Genomic DNA, 23,665 nt, shown 5'->3' with positions numbered 1-23,665 from the left:
CTCTCCCTTACTGGGATGTTGGAAAAGTAGGTCGTTGCGGGCTTTGCTTAATCTGCTTTAATTCTTATATTATTTAATACTAGTTTTTATTAGTGTTACTTCTTGTCTAAGTGTAAAATAGTAGTTTGTTCTTTTTTAATTCTGCTATGCTATATTTATTTCATTGCTTGTTAAAAGTGCCGAACCTTAGCTATTTGATATTAGCATGACCTCTAAGCTGATCTGCAACATTGCAGTCAAAAAGTCATTTTTGAGGTGATGCGTTGATAGTTTATGTATTTATTGTTCTTGTTAAAGTTTTATTACACACAAACGAGCACGATGCTAAATTTATTAAATTTAACACTGCCTCATGCAAAAGTGTATACTTATATTAAGCTAAACGAAAAGTATTAAGTTATATTATTTTTTTAAGATTTATCAAATTTCTTTAAAGGAGAGCGTATGAAACTAGCATTTTCAAAAGCTGTTTTTGTAGCAGCTGGCATTGCCTTATTCGCAGGCTCACTCTTAAACGCAGAGGATAAATTTAGTCCTGTCATAGTCATACATGGTGGCACTAGCGGACTTGAGCTTACCAAAGATGAGTTTAAAGTGCGCGAAGAGCCTATGAAAAAGGCACTTTTGGCTGGCCAAGCTGTGCTTGAAAAAGGCGGTAGCGCGATGGATGCGGTGACGGCAGCCATTATGGTGTTAGAAGATGATCCAAATTTTAATGCTGGCAAGGGCGCAGTATTTACAGCTGATGGCTTTAATGAGCTAGATGCTTCTATTATGGACGGTTCTACTAAAAAAGCAGGCGCAGTCGCTATGGCAAGGCATATCAAAAATCCGATTCTTGGTGCAAGAGTCGTAATGGACAAGACTTGGCACACTCTTGTTGCTGGCGAGGGAGCTGACAAACTAGCCAAAGAAAACGGCCTAGAGATGGTTGATCAAAAGTACTTTTTCACGCAGTTTAGATATGATGCACTTCAAAGGGCTAAGGAGAAACAAAAGCTCATGCTTGATAGTGAAAAGACAAAGAAAACTTCACTAAATTTATATGAGCGACCATATCTTGGTACTGTTGGAGCGATAGCGCTTGATAAAAATGGCAATCTAGCCGCAGCAACAAGCACTGGTGGCATGACAAATAAAATGACTGGCCGTATAGGCGATAGTCCGATAATTGGCTCTGGAACCTATGCAGATAATGACTCAGTGGCAGTCTCTTGCACTGGTACAGGCGATATCTACATGCGTGTAAATGCTGCTCATGAGGTCTCAGCCCTTTATAAATTACAAAACTTCAGATGTGCAAAAAGCAGCTGAAGAGGCTGTAAAAGAGGTAGCAGCACTAGGTGGCAGTGGTGGTATCATCTCTATCGATAAATTTGGTAAGACTGGCTTTGCTTGGACTAAAGATAAACTTGGTATGTATCATGGTGAGGCAATACTGGGAGCTAAACCAGTTGTTTACTGGCCACTTGGCGAGAAATGATTAGATAGCTAGGTCGGATTATATCCGGCCTAGTTTTTAAAGGGAGAAAGTTTATTAAAATATATAAATTGCTCCAAGAACGATAAATGCTCTTAGGCAAAAACCGCCGATTAAATTTATATTAAGTGTTGTCTTGTCTAGCCAACTTTGATAAAATTCTCTTGGTTTTTAAAAAACGGTTTTAGTGCCTCGTAGGCTGTTTGGATCTTTTTAAATTTAGCGTTATATTCGTTTTTGATGCTTTCACTCTTGTTTGAGTGTCTATCTGGGTGATAAATTTTAGCAAGGGCTAGGTAGCTATCTCTTACAGTTTCGAAGCTGTCGCTATTTGAGCAGCCTAAAATTTCAAAATTTTCTTCTAGTAAATTTGCCAAAGCGCTGAAGCGACTTTTAAATTTGGCCGAGTTTTGAACCTTGTAGTTTCTTTTGAACTCTTTAAATTTGACTTCATTGTAGTTAAAATTTACTATAAATTTTAGATGTTCGCGTCTTGAAATGATCTCTTCAATCAAGTCAAAGTCGCTATCTTTTTTTATCTTTAGGCTAAATTTATGATTTTTCTCATCAAATTTAGACTCATTGCCTTTGAAATTTTGCAAAATGTAGCTAGCAAAAGCTCTTGGAGTGTTATTTAGCGTAAAGATCATCTCGTTATTAAAAAAATCGATGTCGATATTGTAGATGTTTGTCAGAGCGTTTCTTTGCACTAAAGATAGTTTTATAGTTTTATATTTTGCAAAGGTCACGTCAAGCTCGTTGCCCTGTTTTTCATAGAGTTTTTTTATAAATTTTAAGAAGCATTTTCGCTGTGGGATCTCGCTCTCTTCGTAAAAAGAGATGATCTTGTCTTTGTTTGCTAGGGTTTTTGTGAAATTTTTACTTATCAGTGCGCGAAGCTCGCAAAAAAGAGCGTCGCTATCGGTTAAAATGCTTAAAGATTCTAAAGTTTGGGTTATATTCATGGGTTTCTCCATTCAAAATATCCCTATTTAAAGCAACTAGCGTTCCAAAGTTAAATTTTTCTGATATTGCTATCTTTTGTATATGCCAAAAACTCATCTCTTAGCTTTTGTTCTTTGTGTAAGATCGCTTCCTCTTTTGTGTGAGAAGCGGCTTCTTTTTGGGGTTTTTTGGCTACACCTTGCTCTCTTGTAAGCTCTTTTTTGATCTCTTTTAGACTATCGAAAAAATCGTTCATTTTTGCTCCTTTTGTTCAAAGGATTTTACTAAAAAGGTTATAAATTTAAAATGAATACAATCTCTTTTTAAGGAAAGTTTGGTTAATATCACAACTTAATTTTTCATGTGCGCTCGTAGCTCAGCTGGATAGAGCATTTGATTGCGGTTCAAAAGGTCAGAGATTCGAATTCTCTCGGGCGCACCATCCTTTTCTCCCCAAATTTTATTTTCAGACCACTTTTTAGATTAGTTAAATTTATAAAAAACTCTATTTAGATATAGCCCTTCAGCAGGCGCAGGTATGCGAGATAGGGCAGGATGTCCATTTAGCGAAGCTTTGATGAGCTTGCCACCATCTTTTTGCTTCAGCGCTTTTAGTAAATTTGCAACCATGAGGCGTACTTGACCACGTAAAAAGCCATTTGCCTTAAAAACGATGATAGTTTGCTCTTTGTATGCGTAGCAAAATGCTTTATAAATTTCTCGCACTGGGCTTTTTATGTCGCTCCCAGTTTTCATATATGCGCTAAAATCATGCTCGCCGATAAAATTACGCAAAATTTCATTTGCCTTTTTGATGTCAAATTTAGGCAAAAACACCTTGTAGTTTGAGCTAAAAACATCAAATTTACCGTGATCTATCACATATCTATACGACCTTGCCACCGCGTCATATCTCGCTTGAAAGCTATCATCCACCAAATTTATGCGTTTTATATGAATGCTTGGGTGTGCATGGCGGTTTATAAGATCTTGCAATCGCTTTAAATCTTTAAAGTGATTGCCACAAATGACGCTTGAGCTTTGGTTGTTTGCGTGCACGCTTTTATCGGTGCGCGAGCTAGAGACCACCCTTTCGAAAATGCCAACGTGAGCTAGGGCGCGCTCTAATTCATCTTCTACGCCGTTTTCGTGCGGCTGGGTCTGTGAGCCTTGAAATTTCGAGCCATCGTAGCTGTAGATTAGCTGAATTTTCATCAGTATCTTCGTGTAATCTTGGCTTTATAAAGCAAGACACCAGCTAGTAAAAACACAAAAAATATGAGTGGTATCGCAAGTGCTGGCTTTGATGAAAAGAGCATTATGAGTGTAAAATAGCCAAACAAAACGCCAAAAGTGCCCACATAGACCATGCCCTTTTCGTATCTATATGTGACGATGCCAAGGCTGATCGCAAAGAGCGTGCTTGCAAGCGGAAATAGCGCCACTAGGATGTAAGTGCTAAGGTCTTTTCTGCGTTTATCGCTGCTAGTTGCCTCCATCCAGTACTCTTTGATGCTGCCAACGTCACTTATTTTCTCGCTTTGGGCGGTTCTTATCTTCATCGATTTGAAATTGCTTTGATGATAAATTTCATCTCTGATGTCATACATTTTGCCCTCGTTTAAAGAGAGCTCTACGCTTTGACCCACGTTTATGATCTTTGCATTTTTGGCGGTTATTAGGCGCTGTGAGTCTTTAACAAAGGGGTTAAACATCACGATATCTTTGTAGATCGTGCCATTTTTGTCTTCGCTTTCGCTGCCCACATAGACCATCCAGTCGGAGAATTTTTGTCCAAACTGGGTTGGCTTTAAATTTAGCTTAGCAACTGTCTTTTTATAGTCGATGAAATTTGCATTTAGCTGGGCGGCTATCGGTATCATGACGATGGCGATAACGAGCAAGGCAGCACTTAAAAGAGCTGAAAATGCTAAGAAAAATCTTGCTATTTTATTTGGCGAGCCACCAAGTGTAAAGATGACGATACTTTCATTCTCTTTTGATAGCCTAAAAAGTGTCATCGCAAGTGAGACGAAAAATGCGATAGGCACGACAAAGAGCAGCACGCGTGGGAGCATAAATGAGTAGAGTTTAAAGAGCTCGCCAAAGCTGATCTCGATGTATGAGGTGATACGCGCGATCTGGATGAAAAAGACGATCGACATGATCAAAAAAAGCGTACTAAATAGCGATGCGAACGTGCCTAAAAAGTTAAACAAAAGATATTTATTTACTCTACTCATAAATTAACCTTAAAATTTCTAAAATTTGTGCGTCAAAAGCGTAGGTGACAAGCAGCCCCAGGCTTAAAAACGGCACAAAGGCTAGCTCGTAGCACTTTTTGCGAACGAGCGCATAGACTGGAAGCGTAAGAAGTGCGGCCAGATAGATCGCCACAAGGGCTAGCTTGGCTGGTAAAATAGCTCCGATGATCGCTGCGATAAATATGTCGGCACTGCCCATGGCTTCGCGCTTCATCGCATAGCTCACGACAAACCTAAGCGCCCAAAATATAAATCCAAAGAGGATTAAATTTAAAATTTGAGCAAAATTTCCTTTAAAGATAAAAATCAGCAAGGCATAGGCAAATGCAAAAAATAGCGCCGCAAAAAGGAGCGGATCTGGCACAGCTTTATACCTTATATCTATGACGCTAAGGGCTAGTAGCACGATAAAGCAAAGCCCTAAAAATAGCGCATAAAGCAGGGTTTCTACGCTCAAAATTTCGCCGCACTCTTTAAAAAAGCAGATCAGAAAAAGTATCCCAGAGGCTAGCTCAACTAACGGATAGACAAGGCTTATCTTTTGCTTGCAAAAGGCGCATTTTCCGCCTAAAAATAGCCATGAAAAAAGCGGGATATTGTGATAAAAATTTAGCTTGTGAGAGCATTTTGGGCAGTGTGAGGCTGGGAAATTTATACTTTCACTTCGTGGCAAGCGGTATATCAGCACATTTGAAAATGAACCTACGCAGATGCCAAAAACAAAAGCAAAAACAGCAAAAAAGATGACCAAAATATCCATTATCTCACTAAACTCCGCCAAATCTTCGCTCTATATCTTTAAATTTAGCCACGATCCCACCAAGCTCGTCCTTGCCAAAGTCTGGCCAAAGTGTCGGCGTGAAAAAGAGCTCCGCATAGCTTGCCTGCCAGAGCATGAAATTTGAAAGCCTACTCTCGCCGCCAGTTCTAATGAGAAGATCCACTGGCTCACTCTCATCAAGTGCCGCATTTAGGCTCGCTTCATTTATCTCGCAGCCTTTTAAATTTAGTTTTTTCACAGCTCTTATGATCTCATCTTTTGAGCCGTAGTTTATAGCTAAATTTAAAAGTAAATTTGTATTTTCCCTTGTTGCGTCTTTGGTGATTTCTATCTCATTTTTTAGCTCGTCACTAAATGGCGAGATATTGCCAATCGTGTTAAATTTGATCCCATTTTTTATAAAATCATTACGCTTTAAAAGAAGAAATTTCTTAAGCAAATTCATCAAAAAATCAACCTCTTTTTGCGGTCTTTTCCAGTTTTCGGTGCTAAATGCGTAAAGGCTTAAAATTTTCACCCCATTATCGATGCAAAATTCGCACATATCGCTCACCACATTTGCTCCGGCCTCGTGCCCATTTGTCCGCAAAAATCCACGCTTTTTCGCCCAGCGTCCGTTGCCGTCCATGATGATAGCGAGGTGGTTAAGTTTGTTCAATGTTCTAGCCTTTAAAGTCAATTATCTGCTCTTTTTTGCTCCAAAGAGCGCTTACGTTTTGCACCATAACTGCGGCGCTGAATTCGCTTTTTAGCAAGCTTGCTACGTTGCTAAATGGAGTTGCGATCTCATATAAATTTTCATCTTTAAATTTAAAAACAAGCGGCGCAAAATTTGAAAATACCAGAAAAACTCTCATCTCATTTGCCTCTTTTTTAAGCTGGAAAATGCCGTTTGTACCGCTATACGCAAATGGTATATGCACGACGTTTTCTTGTAGAGCAAAGAGCATTTTAGCTAGTACTCTCATCTCATCTTTTGTTTTAACTTCGCTTAAGTTTTTAAATAAATAGTTGTAAAGCCACGATAAATTTTCGTTTTTTACCAAATTTTCTATCAAATTTAGCCCGTCAGCCAAAACGTCCTCATCTAAAATTTTTGGTTTTTCGTATAAATTTTTTATGACGATGTTTTCGCCCTGACTATGCACCTCGCCCCAGTATCTTGAGCCCACGTTTAGCTCTTTTACGCTCTTTGTGTTTAAATTTCTATTTGTGAAATTTAAGATGTATCTGTTAAAGCCGACCTTTTGGCTCACCAAAATGCTAAGCGGCAAGGACGAATTTATCGCTACTAGCGGAGCTTGACTATTGTTTGCTATCTTTTGGACGCGCGAGATTTGCTCTATCATAAATTTGCTGCTAGCTCCACGATACGCCCTGCGATCTCGTCTTTTGAGGCAAGCGGCAGCAGGGTTTCGCCGCCCCTTGTGATGAAATTTACCTCGTTTTGCTCGCTTGCAAAGCCATTTTTATCGCTTAAAATATTTAGACAAACTGCATCAAGCCCTTTTTTCTCTAGCATCGATCTAGCACTTTTAAGAGCGCTCTCGCTTGAGATTTCAAGCTTAAAGCCGATCTTTTTACATTTAAACTCTTTTAAGCTTTGCAAGATATCAACATTTCTATTTAGGCTTAAATTTAGGCTCTCCCCAACGTCCTCTTTTTTTATCTTGCCATCTATCTTTGTCGGTACAAAATCGCTCACCGCAGCGCACATTACAAGTAAATTTGCCCCCTCGCATTCACTCTTGCAAAGCTCTAAAAGCTCGCTACTTGAGCTAAATTTAAGGCTAAGAAACGGCTCGTTTGCGGTTTCAAAACTAGCAAGTAGTTTTACCTCCGCACCTGCGTAGTAAAAGGCTCTAGCCAAGGCTCTTGCCATCTTTCCGCTTGAGAAATTTGTAATGGCTCTTACATCATCTATCTTTTCGGTTGTTGCGCCGCCAGTGATCACCACTTTTTTGTCAGCAAAAAGTGGCCTGCTAAGCCTTTTAATGGCAGCTTCAACTATCGCTTCAGGGTTTGCAAGACCGCCCTTGCCAACGTCTCCGCAAGCTAGAGTTTTAAGCACTGGCTCAACTACTAAAGTGCCGTTTTTCTTTAAAATTTCAAGTGAATTTTGCGTCGCAAAATGCTCGATCATATTGTTATTTGCAGCTGGGGCAACGACTAAAGGCACGTGTGAGGCGGCGATTAGCGTTTGCATAAAGACATTGTCACAGATGCCAGCTGTTAGCTTATTTATCGTATTTACTGAGGCAGGTGCGATGAGGACTAGATCCATTTTAGAGTAGGCTATGTGATTTACGTCATCTTGCCAGTTTTGCGTTTGTGAGCTTAAAATTTTATGCTCGCTTAGCGCCTCAAAGCCGCTTACACTGCAAAATTCAAGCGCTCCGTCACTTAAAGCCACATAAACATCAGCGCCTTGCTTTTTAAGCAGCGATAAAATTTCGAATGCCTTATAAAAGGCGATGCTGCCGCAAACGGCAAGTAAAATTTTCTTATTTTTTAACATCGTCTTTGCCAAAGAATTTCTCAAAAAAGCCGCTTTTGTTCTCTTGACGACCTCTGCTGATAGCTAGAGCCCCGCTCTCAACGTCTTTTGTGATGGTGCTTCCTGCTGCGATGATGACGTTATCGGCGATATTTACAGGGGCAACTAGCTGCGTATCTGAGCCAACAAAGACGTTTTTGCCGATCTTGGTTTTGTATTTTGCCTTGCCGTCGTAGTTGCATGTGATCGTGCCACAACCGATGTTTGTGCCACTTTCTATCTCGCAGTCGCCAAGATAGCTCAAGTGTCCAGCTTTTACGCCGCTAAGAACGCCTTTTTTAACCTCGACGAAATTTCCTATATGTGTGTCAGAAATTTCAGAATTTGGCCTGATGTGAGCTAGTGGGCCGATGTCTGAGTTTTTTATGATGCTGCTTTCTATCACTGATGAGCTTTTAATGATGCTCTCAGTGATGACGCACTCACCAAGGATACTGACGTTTTCTTCTAGCACGCACTCACCTTCAAATTTAGCCCTGCTGTCTATGAAAATGCTCTCAGGCATGCGCATCAAAACGCCAGCTTTCATCAAATTTTGCTTGATCTCATCTTGCATTATTTTTTCAGCGATGCTAAGCTGAAATTTATCATTTATGCCCATGAAATTTTGCTCATTAACATTTACTGCAACGCACTTTAAACCCTTTTCGTTTGCTATTTTTATGGCGTCAGTTAAGTAGTACTCTTTTTGTGCGTTTTGATTGCTAATAAGCGGTAAAATTTGCTCTAGCGCCTCGCGTTTAAAGCAGTAGCAGCCAGCATTTACGCTTTTTATAGCAAGTTGCGCTTCGCTCGCATCTTTTTGCTCGACGATGGCCTCAACTTTGCCGTTTTTTATGATAACTCTGCCGTAGCCAAAAGGATTTGCTGCTTCAAATGAGCTCATAACCACGTCTGCTTCGGCATTTGCTAGGCGCATAAGGTCAGTTGATCTAACAAGTGGCATGTCGCCGCAAGTGACAAGCACCTTTTCGCCGCTTAGGCTTACGCCCTTTATCGCGCCAGCAGTGCCTGGGAAATTTGCTAGATCTTGCTCGAAAATTTTAGTTTGAGGGAAAATTTCTTTTATCTTTTTGCTAATTAACTCTTTTTCGTAGTGAAGCACGACGCTAACGTCATTTGTGATCGCATAAGCTTGCTTTAAGATGTGAATGATCATTGGCTCGCCACATAGCTCAAATAGGACTTTTGGGCGTTTTGATTTCATCCTGGTGCCAAGACCAGCAGCTAGGATTATGATTGAGGTATTGTTGTTCATTTTTAAGCCTTTTAACGTTAAAAATTTCGCAGATTGTAGCAAAAAATGGCAAACATTTTTTTTAATTTAACGATTGTTTCAACAAAAAGCTAATAAAATAGCAATTCTTAAGAATTTATAAATAAAGCGAGTTTAAATGGATTTAGGAACCGTCGTCGGCTGGGTTTTGACCCTGGTGCTTTTGTTTGGATCAATGGCGATAGGCGTTGGTATAGGACCATACATCGATATCCCTTCTGTGATGATCGTTTTTGGTGGTACTATCGGCGTTATGATGGTTGGCTTCAAGATGGAGACGCTTAAAGGTGTTGGTAAATTTTATGGTGTCGCTGTTAAGCCATCAGTTGTTGTAAATTTACCTGAGACTATAAAAAAAGTAGTTGATTACTCAACCAAAGCTAGGCGAGATGGCATCTTAGCACTTGAGAGCGAAGTAAATAACGAATCAAATCAGTTTTTAAAAAAAGGCCTTTCGATGGCGGTCGATGGCAATGAGCCAGATGCGATCAGAGCGCTTTTAGAGATCGATATCGATCAGACTAGCACAAGGCATGCAAACAACATCAAAATTTTCGAGCAAGTCGGTGGTTTTGCAGGTGCGATGGGTATGATCGGTACGCTTATCGGTCTTGTTGCGATGCTTCTTAACATGTCAGACCCTAGTGCGATCGGTCCATCTATGGCGGTTGCCTTGCTTACGACACTTTATGGTGCGATGATAGGTAACATCATCGGCTCGCCTGTTGCAAACATTCTCTCGATCCGCGATGCTGATGAGGCACTTGAGAAGCAAGTCATTTTAGAGGGGATCATGGCGATACAAGCAGGGGACAACCCAAGAACGCTTGAGGCTAAGCTCTTAGCATTTTTACCTCCAAAAGATAGAAAAAGTCAGTTTGAATAATGGGTAAGTTAATAAAACCAGAAGAGTGCCCAAAGTGCATGCCTGAGTGGTTGGCTGCCTTTGGCGACCTTATGTCGCTTTTGCTTTGCTTCTTTGTTTTGCTCCTTTCTATGGCGACGATGGATGCTAAAAAGATGGAGGCTGCTGTTGGCTCGCTAGCTGGTGCGCTAAGCGTGCTAGAGGGTGGCGCAAGACCAGATAGTCAGGTAGAAAAAGAGACAGATCCTGAAAGTAGACGCACTCCAAAGCCAAAAGCTCAAAAAGGTGCCCAAAATGAGGTTACCTCGACTGTTAAAAAGATAAATGAGCTACTAACGGCTAGTGGGGCACCTGAGATCACTATGGAGGAGAGCGAGGATGGCTTTATCGTTAGGCTTCCAGCTGCGATGCTCTTTGACAAAGATAGCGCTGAAATTTCTGGCGAGGATGCGAAGCTCTTTTTAAAGCGAATAGGCATGATTATAGCCAAAATGCCAAATGAGGTAAAAACAGATATCATCGGATACACTGATAATACAAATCCAAGTAAAGACTCTATATATAAAAATAACTGGCAGCTCTCTACTGCAAGGGCGCTAAGCGTGCTTGAAGAGCTAGTTAGCGATGGCGTACCACAAGAGAGGCTTATCACTTCTGGCAGAGCCTCTTTTGATCCGATCGCTAGCAACAGCACAGACGAGGGCAGAGCTAAAAACAATAGGGTGGAAATTCACTTCGTCTCGCTCGAGCCAAAAAATAAAGAGGCTACTAAGAAAAGTATCCTTGATACGAGGAATTAGTTGTGAAAGCACTGCTTAGTTTAGCGGTTTTGTTTTGTGTAGTTTTTGGTGCTGATCCTGCGCTACCAACTATAAATTTAAGCCTAAATTCACCGCAAAATGCCGAGCAGCTTGTAAATTCTCTAAATGTTTTACTAATCCTCACCGCACTTGCTCTTGCTCCTTCACTCATCTTTATGATGACTAGCTTTTTGCGCCTTGTCATTGTCTTTTCATTTTTGCGTCAAGCGATGGGCACACAGCAAGTGCCGCCTTCAACGGTGCTCATCTCGCTTGCTATGGTGCTTACATTTTTTATCATGGAGCCAGTTGGGCAAAGAAGCTACGATGAGGGTATAAAGCCTTATATAGCCGAGCAGATAGGCTATGAGGAGATGCTTGATAAGAGCTTAAAGCCATTTAAAGAATTTATGGTTAAAAACACTAGAGAAAAAGATCTTGCGCTATTTTTTAGGATAAGAAATTTGCAAAATCCAGCAAATATCGAGGATATCCCGCTAAGCATCGCGATGTCAGCCTTTATGATAAGCGAGCTAAAGACATCTTTTGAGATAGCATTTTTACTTTATCTGCCGTTTTTGGTCATCGACATGGTCGTAAGCTCCGTTTTGATGGCGATGGGTATGATGATGCTCCCTCCTGTCATGATCTCGCTGCCATTTAAACTACTCATCTTCGTGCTAGTTGATGGCTGGAATTTGCTAATAGGAAATTTAGTAAAGAGCTTTCACTGATGAAAAAAATTTTATTAGCACTTTTGCCTTTGGCACTGCTTGGGTCAAATTTGAGCGAGATAGCGAACAAGGCTACTCAAAACGAAATTTCAAAGATCAAAGAGCTTGAGCTAAAAAGAGCAAATTTAAATAGCGAGGCTACCACTAGCGCCTACTTACCAAGCTTTAGTCTAGAGGGCTCATACGGCAAAAACGCAAGCACCTTTCCAAGTATCGTCGCCAAAGAGTCAGCTGGCGTGCTAGCAAGGATTGATTTTCTACTATATGATGGTGGGGCGAGAGAGGCTAGGTTAAAGATGAACCAGCTTTTAAAAAATAAAGCCGCCATCGCAAGTGATGAAGCCAAAAACTACCTTGCTTTTAAGGCTGTAAATTTATACTTTAATGCCTGCGCACTTGAAAATATAATAGCCGCTAAAAACGCTCAGGCAAATTTCTTAAAAGGCGTTTTAGATAAGCTTGAAAAGGCAAATAAAGCAGGACTTGCCGCAAAAGACGAACTAGAAAATGTGCGGGCAAAATACCACTTGGCAAACAGCACGCAGCTTGAGTATAAAAACAAAATGGAGCAAATTTTAAATGAGATAAATTTGCTAACAGGCGAGCAAATTTCGCCACTTAGCGGGGCAAAAATGGCCGAGATTGGCTCAAATTTAGCTTCAAAAAACGCCGAGCTTGACAGGCTAAATCAAGATATTTTTATAAGCGAAGCTAAGCTTAGCGAGACAAGAGCTGGCTTTTTGCCCCAAATTTCGCTTTATGACACCTATGGATTTTACAAAAACAACTACGACATCGACCTTGGCAAGTATAGCGCTTATCGCCCATATCTTGATAAATATCTAAAAGAAGATACGCACGGCAATAAATTTGGCGTTAGTTTTAGGTGGAAAATTTTTGACTTTTTTGCCACTAGTAAGATGAGCCAAGCTAGCAAGATCGCGCTTGATGAAGCGAGGCTAAATTTAGAGTATAAAAAGCGTGAAAACGAGACAAAACTTAAAAATTTACAAAACGAGATCGCCACACTTAACTCAAAGATCGCCTCGCTAAATGAGTATGTAAAGGCGAGCGATCTTGCACTTAAAGCAAGCTTTGAGAAATATAACTCTGGGCTTTTAGGATATAGCGACCTGCTTGAGGCGCTCTCACAAAAATTTGACGCCATTAGCCTTTTTGAAGGGGCGAAAGATGAGTTAGAGATCAAAAAAGCGGAGTATTTTTTTGAGAGCGGGGAGAGCATTTTAGAGAGGATTAGGGATTGAAAAAGCTGATAATTTTAATGATATTTTGCATTTTTTCATTTGCAGGGGAGGAAATTTTTGCTGATTTTGAAGTCTATGCTAAGCAAAGCTCAAAGCTTGCATTTGAGAGCAGCGGCAAGGTAGATAAAATTTTTGTAGATGTCTCAAGTCACGTTAAAAAGGGTGACGTTTTGGCTAGTCTTGATCAAACGAGCCTTGAGATCGCTCTAAAAAAGGCAAAAAATGACCTAGCGCTTGCCAAAAATGCCAAAGAATTTGCTAAAAATACCTTTAATAAATTTAGCCAAGTAAAAGATGTCACCTCAAAGCAAGAATTTGATGAGGTAAAATATAAATTTGACGAGGCAGCTCTTAGGGTAGAGAGTGCCCAGATCGCCATTTTAAACGCAGATGATCATCTTAAAAAGGCTCTTTTAAAAGCTCCGTTTGATGGCGTCATAGCTAGTAAAAATGTCGAGCTTGGTGAGAGTGCTTCGCCACTTCAGCCAGCCTTTGTCTTAAACTCTGAGGAGGCTAAAATTTTAATAGCGATTGACGAAAAATATGCAAATTTAGTAAAAGTTGGCGATACGTTTAAATTTAAACTTGACGCGACAAGTGAAGAAAAAGAGGTTAAAATCGCGCTAATTTACCCAGAGATTAAGCGAGAGACTAGGAAATTTTACGCCGAGGCTTATGACAGCGGGCTAAAGCCAGGCATATTTGGTCAAGGAAAAGTGATAATCGGCGAAAATAAATGATAAAAACAGCCATAAACCGCCCCATAACTACGCTTATGATATTTTTAAGCCTCGTTGTCTTTGGCATCTACTCGCTAAAGACGATGAATGTAAATTTATACCCGCAAGTAAATATCCCAATCGTTAAGATCACAACCTACGCAAACGGCGATATGAACTATATAAAAACCAAGATCACGCAAAAGATCGAGGACGAGGTCTCAAGCATCGAGGGGATAAAAAAGCTTTACTCAACTAGCTTTGACAACCTAAGCGTGGTAAGCATCGAATTTGAGCTAAACAAAGACCTAGAGAGCGCTACAAACGACGTCCGTGACAAGATGCAAAAGGCGAGAGTTGGCGCAAACTACGAGATAGAAAAGCTAAACGGGCTCTCTTCTTCTGTATTTAGCCTTTTTATCACAAGGCTTGATGGCAACGAAACTAAGCTCATGCAAGAGATCGATGACGTGGCAAAGCCATTTTTAGAGCGCATAAGCGGCGTTTCAAAGGTCAAGACAAACGGCTTTTTAGAGCCAGCGGTGAAAATTTTACTAGATAGATTTAAGCTTGATAAAAACGCCCTTAGCGCAAATGAAGTGGCAAATTTGATAAAGGTTGAAAATTTAAAAGCGCCACTTGGCAAGATAGAAAATGAGCAGATCCAAATGGCGATCAAGTCAAATTTCAGCGCCAAAAGCCTAGAGGAGCTAAGAAATTTAACGATCAAACAAGGGGTCTTTTTAAAAGATATCGCAAGTGTTGATCTTGCTTACAAAGACGCAAACGAAGCAGCGATAATGGATAAAAAAAGTGGCGTCTTGCTGGGTCTTGAGCTAGCTCCAGACGCAAACGCTCTAACCGTGATCGCTCTAGCTAAGTCAAAACTAGATCAGTTTAAAAGCCTGCTTGGCAGCGAATACGACGTAAAAATAGCCTACGATAAGAGCGAAGTGATACAAAAGCACATCGATCAAACCGCCTTTGATATGATCCTTGGCGTCTTGCTAACCATCGTGATCGTATATCTGTTTTTAAGAAATTTCTCGATCACCATCATCTCAGTCGTGGCGATACCAACTAGCATCGTGGCGACATTTTTCATCATAAATGCCCTAGGCTACGACATCAACCGCTTAAGCCTTATAGCGCTTACGCTTGGTATCGGAATTTTTATCGATGATGCGATAGTCGTCACTGAAAACATCGCAAGCCGGCTAAAAGATGAGCCAAATGCCCTAAAGGCAAGCTTTGCAGGCATAAAAGAGATAGCATTTAGCGTCTTTGCGATCTCACTCGTGCTGCTTTGCGTCTTTGTGCCAATAGCCTTTATGAGTGGCATCGTTGGCAAGTACTTTAACTCATTTGCGATGAGCGTAGCAGCTGGCATTGTCATCTCGTTTTTTGTGAGTATATTTCTTGTGCCAACGCTTAGCGCTAGGTTTGTAAATGCTAAGGAGAGCAAATTTTATATAAAGAGTGAGCCATTTTTTGAAGCGCTTGAAAATGGCTACGAGAAGCTTTTAACTTTAGCGCTTAAATTTAAGCTCATATTTTTAGCCATAACGCTTGTGGTCGTTATTTGCTCGTTTGGACTGGCTAAATTTGTAGGTGGCGACTTCATGCCAAGCGAGGATAACTCGGAGTTTAACATCTACTTTAAGCTTGACCCATCACTTAGTCTGCAAGCTAGCAAAGAGAGGCTAAAAGATAAAATTTCACTCATAAACGCCGATCCTCAGGTCGCTTACGCCTACTTCATCCTTGGCTACACAGACGCCAAGCAGCCTTATCTTGTAAAAGCTTACGTTAGGCTAAAGGAGCTAAAAGATAGAGCTAATCACGAGCGGCAAAACGCTATCATGCAGAGGTTTCGCGACAAGCTAAAAAGTGACGATATGAGTGTCATTGTGGCTGACTTGCCAGTTGTCGAAGGTGGCGATGTGCAGCCAGTTAAGCTTACTATCACATCTGAAAATGGCAAAGATCTAGAGAAATTTGTACCAAAGATCAGCAAGATGCTAAAAGAGATAAATGACGCAACGGATGTAAATTCGCCCGAAGAAGATCTGCTAAAACGCGTGCAAATTTCTATCGACGAGGATAAGGCTAAGAGGCTAAATTTAGACAAAGCCAGCGTTGCAAGCGCCGTTTATAGCGCGTTTAGCCAGAACGAGGTCTCTGTTTTTGAAAACGAAAATGGCAAAGAGTATGAGCTTTACATGCGCCTTGATGATAAATTTAGAAGCGATACAGATGATATCTTAAAGACCAAGATAAGAAGCAATGAGGGCTTTTTCGTGACACTTGGCGATGTGGCGACGATTAGTTTTGAGCAAAAGCCAGCTAGCATTTCAAGGTTTAATAGAGCCGATGAGATCAAATTTCTAGCAAATACCAAAAACAACGCTCCGCTAAATAGCGTGGCAAATGAAATTTCAAAGAAGCTTGATGAAATTTTGCCTGCAAATTTCAAGTATAAATTTCTTGGATTTGTGGAGCTCATGGACGATACAAACGCTTCGTTTATCTTTACAGTGAGTGCTAGCGCGGTGCTTATTTACATGGTGCTAGCTGCACTTTATGAGAGCTTTTTGCTGCCATTTCTCATCATGCTTGCCATGCCGCTTGCCTTTTGTGGCGTCGTGATCGGACTTTTTATAAGCGGCAACCCATTTAGCCTATTTGTCATGGTCGGCGTCATCTTGCTCTTTGGTATGGTCGGTAAAAACGCCATTTTGGTGGTTGATTTTGCAAATCACTTTGCAAATAGTGGCATGGAGGCAAACGAAGCTGTGAAGATGGCTGCTAAGAAGCGTCTAAGGGCTGTTTTGATGACCACTTTTGCGATGATATTTGCCATGCTGCCACTTGCTCTTAGCAGGGGTGCTGGCTATGAAGCTAACTCGCCTATGGCTATAAGCATCATCTTTGGGCTCATTAGCTCGACCTTGCTAAGCTTGCTTGTCGTGCCAGTGCTTTTTGCATGGGTCTATAATCTTGATAAATTTATAAGAAAATTTTATGAAAGGGAGAGAATTTGAAGAAGATTTTAGCGGTTTTGCTCTTTGCTTTGCCTCTTTGGGCTGGAAATTTACTAGAGATCATCGCTCTGGCGCAAAGTGCAAAGCTTGAGAGTTTGAAAGAATTTAATAAAAATGAATATATAAATAAAAACAAGAGCAACAAGCTAAATTTATCCCTTGATGGCAGATATACCTTTGTGCCTGACGAGCTAAAGGGCGGATATATGACAAAGGCTGGATCGATCACGGCAAAGGTCGAGTATCTCATCTTTGACGGGGGTGCGAGCGAGGCTTCGGATAAGATTTTAGACCACAAGGGCGTGGAGAAAATTTACAAAGATGAAGAGCTGATGAATCTCACTGCTTTTCAGGTCGCAAAGGTCTATTTCAACGCTGTTGCACTAAATTCTCTTATAAATTTAGAGACAAAATTTGTAGATAGCTTTGCAAAGGCTGCGGCTGAAAATGAGTTTTGGTTTGAGTATGGCGAGATAGATAAGAGCGAATTTGATGCGATAAATTTCACTCTTAATAAAAAAAGAGCCGAGTTAGACGAGCTTGGGCTTAAGCTAGCCGAGCTAAACTCAAGGATAAATTTGCTCTCAAATGGCGAGATCGGCTTTAATGCTGGCTCAAAGATAGTTATGCCTGATTTTAGCAAAGATGATCTAAGCGCTAAGCTTGGGGCTATGGAGCAAGAAAAATATATAAAAGAGCAAGAAAATGAGAAGCAAAAGAGCAAATTTGCTCCAAAAATTTACTTAAAAGATACGCAAAGTGTGAATAATAACAGCTTTAAAAAAGGCGAGAGGACGACTTCACAGATGGCTGAGGCATACGCTGATGCGAACAAGCCTAGAGTGGAGTTTGAGTGGAAGCTGCCAGATAGCCTAAGCCTTAGCAAGCAAAGCCAAACTAAGCGCATAGAGGAGCAAAAGGCCGCGCTTGATCTAAGCGACGAAGAAAACAGGATAATAGCTAGGCTAAAGGATCTAAGAGGCGTGATAGAGGGCCTAGGCGCTAGGCTAAATTTAGACTCGCTAAAGCAAGATAGTCTTGATAGCGACTTTAATGACCTGCTAAATGGCTATCTTAGCGGCAAGGTAAAATTTGAGCAGTTTTTATTTGTGAGCGAGAAAAATTTTAGCGACAGGGCAAATTTCATCCTAAATGGCGATCTGCTCGAGCTAAACAAGCTTGAATACTTTTTTGAGTGCGCAAGAAATATAAATGAGGTGGTGATAGAATGAATAAACTGATCTTCGTGACCATTTTGTGGGCGTTTAGCTTTAGCTTGATAGGCGAGTTTTTAGCGGGCAAGGTTGATAGCTATCTGGCTGTTTTTGTGCGTGTGGCACTTGCTAGCATGGTCTTTTTGCCATTTACGAAATTTCGCGGGGTAAATCCAAAGCTCGCCCTTGGCATAATGGCGATAGGAGCGGTGCAGATAGGGCTCATGTATCTTTGCTACTACAACTCGTTTTTGTATCTAAGCGTGCCAGAAGTCGCGCTTTTTACCATTTTTACGCCATTTTATGTGACGCTCATATATGATGCATTTAGCTTTAAATTTAGGCCGCTTTATCTCTTTAGCGTTGGCGTTGCGGTCTTTGGCGCGCTTGTTATCAAGTATGGCGCGATAAATGAGGGCGTGCTAAAGGGCTTTTTGCTGGTGCAAGGGGCAAATATATGCTTTGGAGCAGGGCAAAGTGCCTATAAGGCGCTTTTGGAGAAGTTTGAAGTTGATCAAAAAAAGGTCTTTGGCTACTTTCACTTTGGGGCGTTTTTTGTCGCTGTCATAGCGCTCATAACCCTTGGTAATCCAGCTAAATTTCACGTTGATCTAACCCAAACTTTGGTGCTTTTGTGGCTTGGCGTAGTCGCTAGCGGACTGGGATATTTTATGTGGAACAAGGGGGCTTGCGAGGTCGATAGCGGCGTGCTTGCCATCATGAACAACGCCCTAATACCAGCGGCTATCATCGTAAATTTACTCTTTTGGCAAAAGGACGCCAACCTAACAAGGCTCATTTTAGGCGCTGCGATAATGTATATATCGCTAATAATTCACAATAAAATCATGAAATTTTATGGCGTAAAGGCTGCGTGAGGTTAAATTTAGGGTTAAATTTGAGCTATTTATGTTAAGTAGAGAATTTTAAAAGCATCAAATTTGATCTACTTAAGCGCCTTGCATCTTTACAAGCTGGGCGTTTAGCTGCATTATCTGAGCAAAGATAGCTCCCTTTTTGCTCTGAAGCGAAGCAACCAGCTCTTTTGCGTATGGATTTTTGCTAGCACTTGCCTGTTTTATCGCATTATTAATCTCTTTTAGCTGTTTTTGCAGTTTTTCTAACTGCTTTTTTATGACATCGGCGCTACTCTCGCCCTCATTATTTGCCTCGCTAGCTAAATTTGAAGCGTCGTGTAAAATAGCGCTTTTATCGCTTTGTAAATTTTCGCTCTTTGAATTTGTTTCATCTGTCTTTAAATTTGCGCTATTTGAAGAGCTGCTTTTGTTTAAAATTATAAAATTTGAGTTTATCTGCATCGCCTTGCCTTTAAATTTAAAAGCATATCGGCAAATTTAAATAAAACTTTGACTACGAAAAATTTAGCAAGAAAAGCAAAAACGCTACCGCGCCAAAGAGTGGCGGAAGTAGGGCTAGGGATTTAAATTTAACGCAAAAAAGTGTGATGGCGTTATAAAGTAAAAAGATAAATGTGCTTATATGAAGGCTGCCAGAACTTAGCCTAAAGGCTAGCAAATTGCTTAAAATTTCATCAAAAATGCCGCCATATCCAAAGAGGTGAAGTAAAAAGCTTAGCGGATAAAATATGCTAAATATGTAGTTTAAAGCTAGCACGCTAAGCTGCAAGAGGCTAATGAGCGGGAAAAAGTAAAGCACCGCAATCTCCATAGCAAAAAAGACATATAAATTTAAAAGTAGCGAGTTTGCCAGCAGGCTAAATTTGGGTGCAAAATACAAAAGATAGACGAAGATATAAAAGACGCCAAGGCATGAAAAATAAAAGCCAACACTAAAAAGAAGCTGCGGAAATAGTGCAACGCTAAATAATATAACGCCAAAGAGCGTGTAGAAATTTAAGATCTTTATCTTTTTGCAGATCATGTAAAAGCCAGCCACGCTCATCAAAAATGCCCGCAAAAAGCTTGCTATAAAGCCGATCATATAAAAATAGAAACAAAGCACCAAAAATACGGCGATCGTAAAGTCAAAAATGTAAGAGCGATATGGTAGATATCTTGTGTAAATGGGCTTAAAAACGAGCTTTAAAAGAAAAAAGCAAACCGCGCTTATGACGCCAAGGTGATAGCCGCTAATGGCGATAAGGTGCGCCACGCCCCAGTTTGAGACGTCATCTCTTAGTTCGCCAAAGACATTTGTGCCAAGAAAGAGCGCTGAGAAAAGCTGAGAAATTTTAGCGTTTTCGTGCTGGCTTGAGATGAAATTTATAGCTCTTTGCCTTAGACTCTCATCTCTTTTGATAACGGCTCTATCGTAGCTTGGCATGTAAAATGTACCGCCAAGATAGTCTATAAAGCTCACGTCTATTGGCTGAACGCTAAGCGCCACTACATCATAAAGAGCGATCTCATCTTTTTTTGAAGCGGTTGTGTAAAAGTTAAAATTTGAAGTGTCAATCCTTATTATCTGGCGTTTTTTGCCGTTTCTCTCTTTGGTGAAATTTACGCTTACTTTGCCTGTGATATCTTGCTCGCCAAGCTCCATAAATGCGCTGTATTCATGAAATTTAAGCGCTAAATTTATACAAAAAATAAATAGGCAAAGCAGGACAAAATAAAAAATACGCCTGCTTTTTGGCAAATTTACTCTTTAAATTCAGTTGATTGCACTGGTGTGGTGGCGATATCGCAAAAGCGCGAGTACTGCTTTTGAAAGAGCACGTCGATAGATCCCACTTCGCCGTTTCTGTTTTTGCCAACTATTATCTCTGCGTTTTCTTGAAGCTTGTTAAAAACGTGCTCGCTTTTATACTCTTTGCCCTCGGCTGCTGCCTTGCTCTTTTTCTCGTTCTCTTCTTGCTCCAGATAGACCTCGTGCCTATAGACAAAAAGGATGATGTCGGCGTCTTGCTCGATCGCACCTGACTCTCTTAGGTCACTTAGCATAGGGCGCTTGTTCGCGCGTGCTTCAAGGCCGCGGTTTAGCTGTGAAAGTGCGATGATAGGCATATCCAGCTCACGCGCTAGAAGCTTTAAGCCACGAGAAATTTCAGCTATTTGTATGTGGCGGTCGGCGTAGTTGTTTGTACTCATCATAAGGCCGATGTAGTCGATGACGCAGAGTGAAATTTCAGGATGAGCCGACTTTAGCTTGCGAAGCTGTGTCCTTACTTGGTGGATATTTACGTAGCCGCTATCATGCACGAAGAGCTTGGCGTGCGAAAATTCGCTGCATGCGTGGCTAAAGTGAGAGAGCTTCTCGTCGTCAAGGCTCGCTGTCATTATCTCTTGAAGTGGGATCGAGGTCTTGTCTGCTAGCATCCTCATCATGATCTGCTCTGCTGGCATCTCAAGCGAGAAAAATACAACTCCCGCGCCACTTTTTAAAACGTGCCCCATGAAATTTAGACAAAGCGTCGTTTTACCCATGCCAGGGCGCGCTGCGATGATGATGAGGTCACCATTTTTAAAGCCTTTTATCATCTCATTTAGTTTTCTAAAGCCGGTGTTTAGTCCGATGATATCGCGCTCGTTTAGGGCGGCTTGCTTTTGCATATGTACGATCAAGCTTTTTATGATATCTTCGCTATCTCTGATGCTGCCAGAGCCGCTTCCATCGACTAGCGAGTAAAACTCTTGGCTTAGCTCATCGACCATATCGCGGCTAGCTTTGTCTTCATTTACCTTGCTTGGGATGTCGTGGGCGATCTTGACTAGACTGCGTTTTATCGACTTTTCTTTAAGTTCGTTTGCGTATCTTTGGATGTCGATGATCGAGTTTGTGGCCAAAATGCTCGCCATGACGTTGTCATCGTAGTTTTCGCCAAGCTTGTTTTTGATAAATGTCGATGCGATAGGCACGTCACCGTTTAGACAATCAACCATTGCTTTGTAAATTTGAGCGTGAGCTTTTAGGTAAAAGTCCCCAGCCTTTATCGTGTCAAAAATTTCGCCCAAAGCGTCGTTGTTTGCGATGATCGAGCTTAGTATGGCTCGCTCCATATCAAGGTCGTAAAGGTTGCTAAATTCTATCTCGTTAAGTCTCTCTTTTGCCACTTCTTTATCCTCTGCTCTTTATCTCGTCGTCGATCTCTTGTAAAAATCTATCCACAAGCTCGCTCTCAGGCAGCTTTGCGACCACTTCGCCGTGGCGCATGATCATGCCATTTCCCTTGCCAAATGCTATGGCTACGTCTGCGCCTTTTGCTTCGCCTATGGCATTTACAACGCAGCCCATCACTGAGACGTTTAGCGGCTCTTTTATCCCTTTTGTCTTTTCTTCTACGAGCTTTACTGCTGCCATAAGGTCAGCTTGCAAACGCCCACAAGTTGGGCATGAGATGATGTTTAGCCCCTCTTTTTGACGGCCGCTATCTTTTAAGATCGCCTTTGCGACTTTGATCTCCTCTTCAAGCTCGCCCGTGATGCTAACCCTCATCGTATCGCCGATACCCTCAAGTAGTAACCCGCCAAGTGCGATCGCGGACTTGATAGTGGCGTGAAAAGTGGTGCCAGCCTCTGTTACGCCTAGATGAAATGGGTAGTTTGTTTTTGGGCGAAGTGCTCTATAAGCTTGCATAGTGCGCTCGACGTCGCTTGATTTAAGTGAAATTTTAATGTCCGTAAAGTCAAAATCCTCAAGAAGTTTGATGTTATACATCGCACTCTCCACCATCGCCTCAACCGTGCGGCCGTAGCGGTCCTCAAACTGCTTTTCAAGCGAGCCAGAATTTACGCCTATGCGGATAGGTAAATTTCGCTGCTTGCAGGCATCAACGACTGCTTTTATATTCTTAGCTGAGCCTATGTTGCCTGGATTTATGCGGATAGCATCGACAAATTCGCTAACGATGAGCGCGTAGGTGTGGTTAAAATGTATGTCTGCAATGACTGGGATGGGTGAGCCAGCGACGATTTGCTTTAGCGCGCTGGCGTCCTCTTTGTCAAAAACTGCGCAGCGCACGATGTCGCAGCCTGCAAAGTATAGCCTTTGTATCTGCTCAAGCGTGCCTTTTACGTCCTTTGTCTTTGAAAATGTCATCGACTGCACGGAGATCGGTGCATCACCGCCTATTAAAACATCGCGAATTTTTATCTGTTTTGTCGGGTATCGTTGCAAAATTTTGCCTTTAAATTTTATTGGGGATTATATAAAATCTTGGCTTTTAAATAAATTTGTTTGACCTAATCTCCAAAAACTTCACGCCTATATTCTTGTGTGTTTATAAATTTGCTTCTAAGGCTCTTTTGCTTTTCTATGTGGGCATCAATGTTTTTACTAGTTATTTCTACGCCAAAATCTTTGTATTCGCTTTTGCCCATAAGTCTATCTAATACTATATTTCCAAGTTCAGGTGTATAGTGACTACTTTCAAAATAATATTTCATTTTGGCACTATCTGTAGGTATTTTTTCATTAGTTATCTCGTGATAAACGGCAAAATCAACTACTCTAAATGGTTTTTTATTATATTTTTTAGCCACTTTTTCTACTGTTAAAACAATATCCTTTTTCCATTTATACCAAGTATCAAGCCCAATAAAATAATCAAGAGATTCCCAAAGTCTTATATGAGAAGGATTAAAAATTATATCCATATTTATATTGTTTTTATAGGCTATTTCTAAAAGCTCTTCAAAATCAAGAAAGCTATTTTTACCAGTGTTGATATATGTATAATTTTTTGAATTGTTCTTGTAATAATCTTTTTCTACTAACTTAAATTCATCTGCATAATTATTA

24 protein-coding genes and 1 tRNA gene are annotated in these 23,665 nt (G+C 40.9%); 11 read left to right on the top strand and 14 right to left on the bottom strand.

The annotated features are described in order from the left end of the window. Positions 1–444: 444 nt before the first annotated feature. Positions 445–1,314 (top strand): isoaspartyl peptidase/L-asparaginase family protein, encoded by an 870-nt coding sequence (locus CYP84_RS07535; protein WP_258033913.1) that lies wholly within the window; start codon positions 445–447, stop codon positions 1,312–1,314. After that, on the top strand, positions 1,298–1,483 hold the full coding sequence (locus tag CYP84_RS11060; RefSeq protein WP_258033912.1) for a hypothetical protein: 186 nt from the start codon (positions 1,298–1,300) through the stop codon (positions 1,481–1,483). The genes CYP84_RS07535 and CYP84_RS11060 overlap by 17 nt, the downstream gene beginning before the upstream one ends. A gap of 137 nt (positions 1,484–1,620) precedes the next feature. On the opposite strand, the gene CYP84_RS07530 is transcribed toward CYP84_RS11060, so the two are convergent. Both CYP84_RS07530 and CYP84_RS07525 read right to left on the bottom strand, forming a co-directional pair. Next, the gene (locus CYP84_RS07530; RefSeq protein ID WP_103637149.1) at positions 1,621–2,445 is read right to left on the bottom strand and encodes an adenylosuccinate lyase; all 825 of its coding nucleotides are present in this window, start codon (positions 2,443–2,445) and stop codon (positions 1,621–1,623) included. Between the two features lie 50 nt (positions 2,446–2,495). Beyond that, positions 2,496–2,681 carry a hypothetical protein gene (locus CYP84_RS07525; protein ID WP_103637148.1) on the bottom strand — a complete coding sequence of 62 codons (186 nt, stop codon included), beginning with the start codon at positions 2,679–2,681 and terminating at the stop codon, positions 2,496–2,498. A gap of 109 nt (positions 2,682–2,790) precedes the next feature. On the opposite strand from CYP84_RS07525, the gene CYP84_RS07520 reads away from it, so the two are divergent. After that, a tRNA-Arg gene (locus tag CYP84_RS07520) sits at positions 2,791–2,867 on the top strand. Positions 2,868–2,908: 41 nt separating this feature from the next. On the opposite strand, the gene truA is transcribed toward CYP84_RS07520, so the two are convergent. Genes truA through glmU form a run of 7 tightly spaced genes read right to left on the bottom strand, consistent with a single transcriptional unit; the run spans position 2,909 to position 9,285 of the window. After that, positions 2,909–3,640: a tRNA pseudouridine(38-40) synthase TruA gene (truA, locus tag CYP84_RS07515; RefSeq protein WP_103637147.1), complete on the bottom strand. Its 732-nt coding sequence runs from the start codon at positions 3,638–3,640 to the stop codon at positions 2,909–2,911. After that, complete coding sequence (locus CYP84_RS07510) at positions 3,640–4,668, bottom strand: LptF/LptG family permease (RefSeq protein WP_103637146.1); 1,029 nt, start codon at positions 4,666–4,668, stop codon at positions 3,640–3,642. Before CYP84_RS07510 ends, truA begins: the two co-directional genes overlap by 1 nt. Continuing rightward, a complete protein-coding gene (locus CYP84_RS07505) occupies positions 4,661–5,449 on the bottom strand; it encodes a prepilin peptidase (protein ID WP_103637150.1) in 789 nt (262 codons plus the stop codon). The genes CYP84_RS07510 and CYP84_RS07505 overlap by 8 nt, the downstream gene beginning before the upstream one ends. Before the next feature lie 7 nt (positions 5,450–5,456). Then, positions 5,457–6,128 (bottom strand): polyprenyl diphosphate synthase, encoded by a 672-nt coding sequence (gene uppS, locus CYP84_RS07500; protein WP_103637145.1) that lies wholly within the window; start codon positions 6,126–6,128, stop codon positions 5,457–5,459. Positions 6,129–6,132: 4 nt separating this feature from the next. Beyond that, positions 6,133–6,819: a hypothetical protein gene (locus tag CYP84_RS07495; protein ID WP_103637144.1), complete on the bottom strand. Its 687-nt coding sequence runs from the start codon at positions 6,817–6,819 to the stop codon at positions 6,133–6,135. After that, on the bottom strand, positions 6,816–7,988 hold the full coding sequence (coaBC, locus tag CYP84_RS07490; protein WP_103637143.1) for a bifunctional phosphopantothenoylcysteine decarboxylase/phosphopantothenate--cysteine ligase CoaBC: 1,173 nt from the start codon (positions 7,986–7,988) through the stop codon (positions 6,816–6,818). The genes CYP84_RS07495 and coaBC overlap by 4 nt, the downstream gene beginning before the upstream one ends. Next, positions 7,975–9,285 (bottom strand): bifunctional UDP-N-acetylglucosamine diphosphorylase/glucosamine-1-phosphate N-acetyltransferase GlmU, encoded by a 1,311-nt coding sequence (glmU, locus tag CYP84_RS07485; RefSeq protein WP_087581901.1) that lies wholly within the window; start codon positions 9,283–9,285, stop codon positions 7,975–7,977. The genes coaBC and glmU overlap by 14 nt, the downstream gene beginning before the upstream one ends. A gap of 136 nt (positions 9,286–9,421) precedes the next feature. Here glmU and CYP84_RS07480 point away from each other — a divergent pair, with 136 nt between their 5' ends. Genes CYP84_RS07480 through CYP84_RS07445 form a run of 8 tightly spaced genes read left to right on the top strand, consistent with a single transcriptional unit; the run spans position 9,422 to position 18,822 of the window. Then, positions 9,422–10,189 (top strand): motility protein A, encoded by a 768-nt coding sequence (locus CYP84_RS07480; protein ID WP_004318159.1) that lies wholly within the window; start codon positions 9,422–9,424, stop codon positions 10,187–10,189. After that, positions 10,189–10,968, top strand: coding sequence for a flagellar motor protein MotB (locus tag CYP84_RS07475; protein ID WP_004318176.1), 780 nt, complete (start codon positions 10,189–10,191; stop codon positions 10,966–10,968). The genes CYP84_RS07480 and CYP84_RS07475 overlap by 1 nt, the downstream gene beginning before the upstream one ends. A gap of 11 nt (positions 10,969–10,979) precedes the next feature. Continuing rightward, entirely contained in the window at positions 10,980–11,702 is a 723-nt protein-coding gene (gene fliP / locus CYP84_RS07470; RefSeq protein ID WP_196779718.1) for a flagellar type III secretion system pore protein FliP, read from the top strand. Further along, positions 11,702–12,967 (top strand): TolC family protein, encoded by a 1,266-nt coding sequence (locus CYP84_RS07465; RefSeq protein WP_103637142.1) that lies wholly within the window; start codon positions 11,702–11,704, stop codon positions 12,965–12,967. Before fliP ends, CYP84_RS07465 begins: the two co-directional genes overlap by 1 nt. Continuing rightward, entirely contained in the window at positions 12,964–13,707 is a 744-nt protein-coding gene (locus tag CYP84_RS07460; RefSeq protein WP_103637141.1) for an efflux RND transporter periplasmic adaptor subunit, read from the top strand. The genes CYP84_RS07465 and CYP84_RS07460 overlap by 4 nt, the downstream gene beginning before the upstream one ends. Then, entirely contained in the window at positions 13,704–16,730 is a 3,027-nt protein-coding gene (locus CYP84_RS07455; protein ID WP_103637140.1) for an efflux RND transporter permease subunit, read from the top strand. Before CYP84_RS07460 ends, CYP84_RS07455 begins: the two co-directional genes overlap by 4 nt. Beyond that, positions 16,727–17,962 carry a TolC family protein gene (locus CYP84_RS07450; protein WP_103586927.1) on the top strand — a complete coding sequence of 412 codons (1,236 nt, stop codon included), beginning with the start codon at positions 16,727–16,729 and terminating at the stop codon, positions 17,960–17,962. The genes CYP84_RS07455 and CYP84_RS07450 overlap by 4 nt, the downstream gene beginning before the upstream one ends. Beyond that, a complete protein-coding gene (locus CYP84_RS07445) occupies positions 17,959–18,822 on the top strand; it encodes an EamA family transporter (RefSeq protein WP_103599512.1) in 864 nt (287 codons plus the stop codon). Before CYP84_RS07450 ends, CYP84_RS07445 begins: the two co-directional genes overlap by 4 nt. Before the next feature lie 72 nt (positions 18,823–18,894). On the opposite strand, the gene CYP84_RS07440 is transcribed toward CYP84_RS07445, so the two are convergent. The 5 genes from CYP84_RS07440 to CYP84_RS10810 form a co-directional block, all read right to left on the bottom strand. Then, positions 18,895–19,263 carry a hypothetical protein gene (locus tag CYP84_RS07440; RefSeq protein ID WP_103599513.1) on the bottom strand — a complete coding sequence of 123 codons (369 nt, stop codon included), beginning with the start codon at positions 19,261–19,263 and terminating at the stop codon, positions 18,895–18,897. Between the two features lie 52 nt (positions 19,264–19,315). Then, the gene (locus CYP84_RS07435; protein ID WP_103637139.1) at positions 19,316–20,563 is read right to left on the bottom strand and encodes a ComEC/Rec2 family competence protein; all 1,248 of its coding nucleotides are present in this window, start codon (positions 20,561–20,563) and stop codon (positions 19,316–19,318) included. Between the two features lie 2 nt (positions 20,564–20,565). Then, positions 20,566–21,978, bottom strand: coding sequence for a replicative DNA helicase (locus CYP84_RS07430; protein ID WP_103637138.1), 1,413 nt, complete (start codon positions 21,976–21,978; stop codon positions 20,566–20,568). A gap of 4 nt (positions 21,979–21,982) precedes the next feature. After that, entirely contained in the window at positions 21,983–23,041 is a 1,059-nt protein-coding gene (gene ispG, locus CYP84_RS07425; RefSeq protein WP_103637137.1) for a flavodoxin-dependent (E)-4-hydroxy-3-methylbut-2-enyl-diphosphate synthase, read from the bottom strand. Positions 23,042–23,106: 65 nt separating this feature from the next. After that, positions 23,107–23,665: hypothetical protein (locus CYP84_RS10810; RefSeq protein WP_219809677.1), on the bottom strand; the 559-nt coding region annotated here is incomplete at its 5' end.

This window comes from Campylobacter concisus, assembly GCF_002912425.1.
Classification (GTDB): domain Bacteria; phylum Campylobacterota; class Campylobacteria; order Campylobacterales; family Campylobacteraceae; genus Campylobacter_A; species Campylobacter_A concisus_AH.
This window is presented reverse-complemented; position numbering and strand designations above follow the sequence as displayed.

Coding starts and splice junctions, on each gene's coding strand:
- CYP84_RS07535 (WP_258033913.1), top strand. CDS start 445: ATGAAACTAGCATTTTCAAAAGCTGTTTTTGTAGCAGCTGGCATTGCC.
- glmU (WP_087581901.1), bottom strand. CDS start 9,285: ATGAACAACAATACCTCAATCATAATCCTAGCTGCTGGTCTTGGCACC.
- CYP84_RS07510 (WP_103637146.1), bottom strand. CDS start 4,668: ATGAGTAGAGTAAATAAATATCTTTTGTTTAACTTTTTAGGCACGTTC.
- CYP84_RS07505 (WP_103637150.1), bottom strand. CDS start 5,449: ATGGATATTTTGGTCATCTTTTTTGCTGTTTTTGCTTTTGTTTTTGGC.
- CYP84_RS07530 (WP_103637149.1), bottom strand. CDS start 2,445: ATGAATATAACCCAAACTTTAGAATCTTTAAGCATTTTAACCGATAGC.
- truA (WP_103637147.1), bottom strand. CDS start 3,640: ATGAAAATTCAGCTAATCTACAGCTACGATGGCTCGAAATTTCAAGGC.
- CYP84_RS07480 (WP_004318159.1), top strand. CDS start 9,422: ATGGATTTAGGAACCGTCGTCGGCTGGGTTTTGACCCTGGTGCTTTTG.
- CYP84_RS07455 (WP_103637140.1), top strand. CDS start 13,704: ATGATAAAAACAGCCATAAACCGCCCCATAACTACGCTTATGATATTT.
- coaBC (WP_103637143.1), bottom strand. CDS start 7,988: ATGTTAAAAAATAAGAAAATTTTACTTGCCGTTTGCGGCAGCATCGCC.
- CYP84_RS07475 (WP_004318176.1), top strand. CDS start 10,189: ATGGGTAAGTTAATAAAACCAGAAGAGTGCCCAAAGTGCATGCCTGAG.
- CYP84_RS07440 (WP_103599513.1), bottom strand. CDS start 19,263: ATGCAGATAAACTCAAATTTTATAATTTTAAACAAAAGCAGCTCTTCA.
- CYP84_RS07465 (WP_103637142.1), top strand. CDS start 11,702: ATGAAAAAAATTTTATTAGCACTTTTGCCTTTGGCACTGCTTGGGTCA.
- CYP84_RS07525 (WP_103637148.1), bottom strand. CDS start 2,681: ATGAACGATTTTTTCGATAGTCTAAAAGAGATCAAAAAAGAGCTTACA.
- CYP84_RS07495 (WP_103637144.1), bottom strand. CDS start 6,819: ATGATAGAGCAAATCTCGCGCGTCCAAAAGATAGCAAACAATAGTCAA.
- CYP84_RS07445 (WP_103599512.1), top strand. CDS start 17,959: ATGAATAAACTGATCTTCGTGACCATTTTGTGGGCGTTTAGCTTTAGC.